Consider the following 7,676-nt stretch of genomic DNA (forward strand, 5'->3'; position numbering starts at 1 on the left):
CCCCTCCATTTTATATGACAGATTGCTTGCGATAGTAATCTCCTAAATCCCCATCTAATGTTAGAATGGAACTTAATAGTTTTTGTGTCACTTCATGTTGAGGCTTTCTAAACAAATCGATTGTAGGTCCCGTTTCTATCATTTTCCCCTTTGAAAGGACAGCTACACGATCACAGAAGTAAGCAACTAAATCTAAATTATGGGCTATAAAAAGATAGGTTAATTGAAATTCTTTCTGTAGCTCTATTAAAAGATTCATAATCTGAGCTTTAACTGAAACATCTAAAGCTGATACAGGTTCATCTAGGACAAGAAATTTCGGTTTCACGATCAATGCCCTTGCAATACCTGCTCGCTGCCTTTGACCACCAGATAATTCATGTGGATATCGGTGGTAAAAGTCTGAACGCAATCCAACTACATCAAGCATTTCAATCACCTTTTTATACTGAATCTGAGCTTCATTACCAGGATAGAATTTATTCAAAGGATGAAGAATTTGCTCCCCAATCGTTTTTCTTGGGTTGAATGCCGAACCAGAGTCTTGAAATATGATTTGCATCTCGTTTCTTAACTTATCCATCTCTCCCTCCTTCATCGACAGAATGGACTTACCTTTATATTGAATGTCGCCAGCCGTTGCATCAATTAATCGCATCACCATCCGACCAATCGTTGTTTTCCCGGAACCAGACTCACCAATTAAACCAAACGTCTCTCCTCTATTAATAGAAAAGCTTACCTTATTAACAGCTAGTATTTCCTTTCGCGGTACGAACAATGAACCTTTGTTACCATATACCTTTGTTAGACCACTTACATCTAATAAGGACTCACTTTGCATAGGATTCTCTCCTTTCAGTTAATAGACAACGAACGGCGTGGTTCAAATCAAGTGAATGCACTCTTTTAAGGTCTGGTTGTTTAGCATGGCAAATATCTTTAGCCATATGACAGCGACTTGCAAATCGACAACCACTACTTATATTCATTAAATTGGGTGGCTCCCCTTTAATTTGAAATAACGGTTTCTTTCCCACATTATCTTGGAAAATCCAATCTAAATCGGGTATACAGTTGAGCAGACTATTTGTATAAGGATGTTGTGGATTGTAAATCACCTTACTCGTCTTCCCTTGCTCAACAATTTGTCCAGCATACATCACAGCCACACTTTCTGCTATTCTAGCAACTACGCCGAAATCATGTGTAATGATAAGAATAGCTGTCCCTAACTCACGATTAATCTTTTGGAATAGCTCAAGTACTTGCAATTGTACAGTGGGATCCAAAGCAGAAGTCGGTTCGTCTGCAATAATAAGATCTGGATCACAGGCGAGAGACATGGCAATAACTACCCTTTGTCTCAGTCCTCCACTCAATTGATGTGGAAATGATTGAAACACTCTTTTGGCTTCATCAATCCCCATCTCCTCTAATAAATATATGGCTTTTTCTATCGCCTCCCTCTTAGATAAATTTGTTTTATCTAAAATAATTTCGATAATCTGTTTACCTACACGATAAGAAGGATCTAGAGAAGTCATTGCATTCTGAGCAACGAGTGAGATTTTTTTTCCTCTAATCTTCTGCATCTCCTTCTGCCCAATGTCCAAAATACTTTTCCCTTCCACTTGAATTTCACCTTCATAGCTATCTAGTAAATTCTTCGTTATCATTTGTAAGATGGAATGGATAGTCATCGATTTCCCCGACCCTGACTCTCCTACTATTGCCATGATTTCACCATTATCAATCGATAGATTAATATCATCAAGTACTGTCATTGAACCGTCTGGTGTATGAATCTTCGTCGTTAAATGGCTTACATCTAGAAACGCTTGCTTCTTTCCTACCGCCTGAATCATTTCACCACCACATCCTTCATTTATTATCAAGCGACCATTGGTTTTTTAGCGGTCACATTTTCCTTTTTCACCTTCGACCTTTCATATGGATCGAGTGCGTTTCTCAATCCATCACCAATCATGCTAAAGGCAAACGACAGAATTAAAATCGCAATTCCTGGAAAGAAAGTAACAAAGGGATGTCCTAGCATTAGTAAATCACTACCGTCACTAGCCATTCTGCCCCAGTCAGCTTCAGGTGGCTGAACACCAAGCCCGATAAAGCTCAGACCAGCTACTGTCACAATCGTTACCCCAGCAAGTGTTGTACTATAGACAATTAGTGATGGCAGGACATTCGGTAAGATTTGTTTAAACATAATTTCCGTACGGCTCACACCAAAAGCCTTCGCTGCTTCAATGTATTCCTTCTGACTTTCTTGAAGGGTATCAGTATATACAACACGAGTCATATAAGGAATTCTGACAATGATCATCGCAATAATTACATTAAGTAAACCCGGTCCTAAAATCGCAGCAATAGCGATTGCTAACAACACGGCAGGAAATGCGAAGAAAATATCCATTAAACGCATAATGATATTGCCAACAATTCCTTGATAAAATCCTGCAATAATTCCTAATCCAATACTTATCATTGCCGCAATTACGACAGGGACAACTGCTGATATGAGTGATGTTTGTGTCCCAAAGATAATTCGGCTTAAAATATCTCTTCCTTGTTGATCTGTTCCTAATAGATGACCATCTGTACCTGGTGGCATGAGCCTTATGCTACCATCAGCCACTTCATTCGGGTGATAAGGTGCGAGCCATGGAGCGAATAATGCGACTAAGAAAGCAATAATTATAATCAATGCACCAATTGTTGCTACTTTATCTGTTAAAAAAGCCTTATAGGCTATCTTCCATCCCTTCATATATCTTCACCCCGCATTAGATTTAATTGAATCCTGTAACTTTGGACTAAGCCATACATTTAAGAGATCAACAATGAGATTAACGATGACAAATGTAATGGAAATCAATAATATTCCTGCTTGTATCGTTGGATAATCATTTGATGTCACAGCAACATATAACGCTTGCCCAATGCCAGGCCAATTAAAAACAACTTCGCTAAATAGGGCGCCGCCCATTAGGTAACCCACTTGCATACCAGAAATATTAATGATTGGAGGCAAGGAGTTTCTTAATACATGTACAATATTTATCTTCGAATTTGATAATCCGAATGACTGAAAGTACTTCACATAATCCTTTTGCAACGTATCAATAATTGTACTTCTAGTCAGTCTAGCAATCACCGCTAATGAAACTGTTGCTGTTGCGAAAGCTGGTAATAGTAAATGATGTAGTAAATCTGGTAATCCTCCAGGACTTCTCATATTGTACATGCCACTTACAGGGAATAATCCCATTTCTAAAGAGAAAAGCCACATAAGCATAAGCGCAATCCAAAACACCGGCATGCTCGCACCAATTAAAGCTACACCCATGCTTGCTTTATCAAAAATACTGCCCTTTCTTAATGCACTAATGAGTCCTAAGATTACTCCAAGAACCACACATATGAAGAGACTGGCAACAGTGAGAATCATACTGTTCAAAAATCGTGGGAGAAGCTCTTCTGTAATCGGTGTATGAAGTGTATGTGAATAACCTAAATCTCCCTGTAACAGATCCCCCATCCAGCTCGTATATTGCACAATCATCGATTCATTCAATCCCATTTCCACTCGCAATGCCTCAACCGCTTCAGTTGTCGCATCTCCTCCTAAAATCGACTTTGCAGGATCACCAGGAATTAATTGAATTAATAAAAAGACAAAGATGGTTACTCCTAAAAGTACAGGAATTGCTGATAATATTCGTTTGAATAAGAACCTTGTCATTTACTTCTCCTCCCAGCACTTTTTATTGATCAATCCAAACAGGTGCGAGCGTATACCATTCTTCTGATGGAACCACAAAGCCTTTCACTCGCTTATTCACTACATAAGGTGCCGTATCATGAACAATTGGTGCGAAAGCCGCATCTGTCATAATCTTTTCTTCTGTTTGTCTCCATATTTCTAATGCCTCGACATCGTCTGTTGCTGTAGACGCACGGTCTAACAATTCATCTGTTTCTGCACTTGCATACTTACCTGAATTGAAGCCACCGGGAGCAACAAAGTCCGAATGAGCGACCATTGATAAAAAGAATGGCGATGTTCTACCAGCAGACATTTGATTCATAGCAATAGAAGAATCCATGCCATCACTATATCCTGAGAAATAAGTAATCCATTCCTGCGTATCCAATGTGACGTCAATACCTACCTTTTTCAAATCTCTTTGAATCCATTCAGCAATATCAACAGGCATTAATTGCCCCGAACCATCTACAGAAGTTTGTAATATCATGTTAAAACCATCTTCTAGACCCGCTTCGGCTAATAAATCCTTTGCCTTTTCTGGGTCATACTCATACCATTTACGACTCGGATCAAAGTTCACCGACCCTGGAGATTGTATGGTATAGGCAGGAGAAACCGTTCCTTTTAACAACTGATTGGCAATTCCCTCTCGGTCAATTGCATAATTAATCGCTTGTCTAACCCTTTGATCTTGCATATATTCGTTATCAAAGTTAAATGTTAAGTACCATACATGTGGCGGTGTGCCCGATAAAATATCGTATCCTTTTTCTTCTAAATTTTCAATCGCATCAGGCGGTGGTACAGCAATGATATCCACTTCATCATTTTGCAAGGCTAATACTCTACTAGCTGGATCAGACATTGGTCTAAAAATAACTGTGTCTAACTTCGCTTTTTCGCCCCAATAGTCTTTATTTTTTACTAGCGTTATATTCTCTCCACGATTACGATTATTAAATTTAAATGGTCCCGTTCCAACGGGATTTTCCCCGACGCTATCATTGCCCCCTGTAATGATCGATTCTGGACTAACAATTTGTAATGAATTAATCTGAGCTAGCATTCTTAGAAACTCAGAAAAAGGTGAGCTCAAATGAATATTGAGGGTATATTCATCCACCACTTCACTTCTATCAAAAAACTTCCATGTTCTAAATGTACGACTCGATCCAATTTTATCGAAATATTCAAAATTCTCATCCGTTAATCTTTTTATATTAAAATCCACAGCCTCTGCATTAAATGGTGTCCCATCATGAAACTTGACACCCTCTCTTAAGTGGAAAGTATACATCTTTCCGTCCTCAGATACTTGCCAACTCTTCGCTAACACTGGAATGAGCTCTGGTACAGATGCTTCACCAGAAGATTTGCTCAAATCTTCCCCGATTAATGGTTCAAACATTTGATAGTTAATCCTCATCGTTACCCACCCCCCTGCCCGGTGGGGGTCTAACACATCCGCTTCTGATTCCATACCAATGATTAATTCATTCCCATATGTTTTTCCATTGTTTGCTGCACTAGGCATAGTGGTACAAGCTGCTAACGTTGTGACAAATAATAGTAGGATAAAATAGTGGTACATCTTCTTCATTACCGTTTAAGCCTCCTCACCTCTAATTCGCCGCTTCCTTTAATTTATCTAAATGAATGAAGTAAATATGGCGTGGTCTTCCTTTTTGATTCATGGACTCCTTTCCCGTTATTTCTGCTACCTCTTGATCACATAAGCTTTTTAGTATTCTCGAAGCATGTCTCTCACTCGTATTCATGCCCATACTAATATCTCGCGTTGTTACCTTTGTCTTTCTCACCAAGAATAACCATGCATATAATCTTCTTAGTGTTAAGGTAATATTCTTTCGGTTACTGAACAATAATGGATAACTAACTGATTCCTTTGTTCCTAACGGGCCATAAATTCTCTTATCCTCATCAATAAGATAACAACTTCCACGCTCATTCGAACTTGCGTGTTCAAGTGCCTTCTGTGCATTAAAATTAGCACTTTCTGCTGTATCGCCTATACCAATCCCTAAGTGAACTAGCAATTGCTTCTTGCGATTCATAGCTTCAATAAATGTAAAATCTGTTCGCTCCTTACTTACCTTTTCAAACACACCTCTTGTTGAAAACAAACTAACGACCATATTCTCTACATTACTTGTACTCAATAAATAGTTCTGTCCGAAAATAATAATTTCAGTAATCATTTCCTTTACAGCCTGCTTATCATGGACCCCTATCGCCTTAATTTCAAAACGTAATACCGTCAGCTGAAGCTCCTTTTTCTTTATGTCTTGCTCCTTTAATATCGCCTTAACTAACATATCGCGGATTGTGGATTTCGTATGTTTTATTAAGAAAACGGGAACGTCCTGCGACTTTAGCTGCTCATAAACCGCGTTCATTGTCGTTGCAATCACTTCAACTTGTTGATTCTTTAATAACTTTAAATGATAACGGACTAAAGCGTTACTATCTAAAAAACCATCCTTGTGAGAATGTAAAAAATAAGGAATAAGAGTCAGATTATTTTCCTCATATACTTCTATTAAATAGTCTTGATCTACAATATCGTAGCTAATGACTGGAAATCGGTTATACTGCTCATATACCTGTAAAAGTAATCGGTAAATATCCGCTCCTTCAAAAGGAATATAATAAGCCATACTTGAATTTGGAATAAATTTTAATGCTAGTTGAAATGGTGAAGGACCAGCAAAAATATACATATCTACTGGGAATTTATAGTTTTCAATCAACCTTGGTGATTGTTCTGCAGATTCATAAAATAGTGGAATCACATCTATCCCCTCAAACTCTGAGGCAATGTGACAAATCTCTTGACCAAGTGGAACAGGACCAACAACCGCCATCTTCAATTCAATAAAAACACACCTCCCAACTTCCTTGTCTTTAATATGTCGTTAATTATCTTTGTTATAAAAGGCAACGTCAACAAACTTGTAAGGAAATGTGACATAAAAACACTACAAAACAAGAAAATTCAGATTATTTTCCTATTACAATGCTTTTATGAGAGCGCTATCAGGTACTTTTTATGGATATAAAAGCACTTGTTGGTTGTTATATAGGATAACTTGTTAGATTTTTTCACATATATTAAGAAAGCACATGATGCATGCATCATGTGCTTTCTTATGTATCCTTTTGTAATGCCATTGATTTTGCCTTAAAGATGATAATAAGCTTATTCTTGCACATCTATCAAAAGCACCCTACTCTCGAACCTTCCTCTTTGTTGAGCTTTTGTCCTTCTAATCGCATCTAATTCATCAGCTGACATTTGTTGAGCTTCTGATAATGCATAAACGACTTCGAGAATATCAGCTAGCTCTTCACCTTGATCCTTCAAGTGCCTTGCCTGTAGATATTCATTCACTTCTTCTTGAAGTTTACGTTTAAGTGCCATTGTATATTCAGAGTGAGATAGTATTCTTGTATTGTATAATTTCCCTGACTTTTGGATGATGTCGGGAATTCTGTCACGTACTAGTTTGTTATAAGTTGGCAAGAGAAGTCTCCTTTCTATCTATCATAATCGAGATTGATTCACGCTAATACTAATCAAAATTCACGGAACTAGCTTTAGCGCTACTCATTTCTGCGAATTCAATGGCAGGGTAGTCTTTTATTAGTAGCGATTTTACTGGTTACCCTACCTATCTCACTAATTCTTCTTTTATTAGTAGCGATTTCACTGCTTGCACTACTTATCTCACTAATTCTTCTTTTATTAGTAGTGATTTCACTAGTTGCCCTACTTATCTCACTAATTCTTCTTTTATTAGTAGTGATTCCACTGATTGCCCTACTTATCTCACTAATTCTTCTTTTATTAGTAGTGATTTCACTA

Annotated in this window: 8 protein-coding genes; all 8 read right to left on the reverse strand. The window is 37.8% G+C overall.

Going from position 1 to position 7,676, the window contains the following annotated elements; genetic code table 11:
* Positions 1-10 precede the first annotated feature (10 nt).
* Entirely contained in the window at positions 11-844 is an 834-nt protein-coding gene (locus tag MKY26_RS23070; protein WP_341099355.1) for an ATP-binding cassette domain-containing protein, read from the reverse strand.
* Positions 834-1,868, reverse strand: coding sequence for an ABC transporter ATP-binding protein (locus MKY26_RS23075; protein WP_341099358.1), 1,035 nt, complete (start codon positions 1,866-1,868; stop codon positions 834-836). Before MKY26_RS23075 ends, MKY26_RS23070 begins: the two co-directional genes overlap by 11 nt.
* 26 nt (positions 1,869-1,894) lie before the next feature.
* Positions 1,895-2,788: an ABC transporter permease gene (locus tag MKY26_RS23080; RefSeq protein ID WP_341050037.1), complete on the reverse strand. Its 894-nt coding sequence runs from the start codon at positions 2,786-2,788 to the stop codon at positions 1,895-1,897.
* A gap of 6 nt (positions 2,789-2,794) precedes the next feature.
* The gene (locus tag MKY26_RS23085; RefSeq protein WP_341099362.1) at positions 2,795-3,763 is read right to left on the reverse strand and encodes an ABC transporter permease; all 969 of its coding nucleotides are present in this window, start codon (positions 3,761-3,763) and stop codon (positions 2,795-2,797) included.
* A gap of 22 nt (positions 3,764-3,785) precedes the next feature.
* A complete protein-coding gene (locus MKY26_RS23090) occupies positions 3,786-5,390 on the reverse strand; it encodes an ABC transporter substrate-binding protein (RefSeq protein ID WP_341099365.1) in 1,605 nt (534 codons plus the stop codon).
* A 22-nt stretch (positions 5,391-5,412) separates the two neighbouring features.
* Positions 5,413-6,681, reverse strand: coding sequence for a hypothetical protein (locus tag MKY26_RS23095; protein WP_307317299.1), 1,269 nt, complete (start codon positions 6,679-6,681; stop codon positions 5,413-5,415).
* Positions 6,682-7,010: 329 nt separating this feature from the next.
* Entirely contained in the window at positions 7,011-7,334 is a 324-nt protein-coding gene (locus MKY26_RS23100) for a nucleoside triphosphate pyrophosphohydrolase (protein WP_341099367.1), read from the reverse strand.
* A 98-nt stretch (positions 7,335-7,432) separates the two neighbouring features.
* Positions 7,433-7,676 (reverse strand): hypothetical protein (locus MKY26_RS23105; RefSeq protein WP_341099368.1); only part of this gene is annotated, 244 nt, incomplete at its 5' end.

Origin of the sequence: Cytobacillus sp. FSL R7-0680, from assembly GCF_038009245.1 — a bacterium.
Lineage (GTDB): Bacteria > Bacillota > Bacilli > Bacillales > Cytobacillaceae > Cytobacillus > Cytobacillus kochii.

Excerpts from the sequence above, each read along its gene's own strand:
- MKY26_RS23070 (WP_341099355.1), bottom strand. The coding sequence starts at position 844 with ATGCAAAGTGAGTCCTTATTAGATGTAAGTGGTCTAACAAAGGTATAT.
- MKY26_RS23075 (WP_341099358.1), bottom strand. The coding sequence starts at position 1,868 with ATGATTCAGGCGGTAGGAAAGAAGCAAGCGTTTCTAGATGTAAGCCAT.
- MKY26_RS23080 (WP_341050037.1), bottom strand. The coding sequence starts at position 2,788 with ATGAAGGGATGGAAGATAGCCTATAAGGCTTTTTTAACAGATAAAGTA.
- MKY26_RS23085 (WP_341099362.1), bottom strand. The coding sequence starts at position 3,763 with ATGACAAGGTTCTTATTCAAACGAATATTATCAGCAATTCCTGTACTT.
- MKY26_RS23090 (WP_341099365.1), bottom strand. The coding sequence starts at position 5,390 with ATGAAGAAGATGTACCACTATTTTATCCTACTATTATTTGTCACAACG.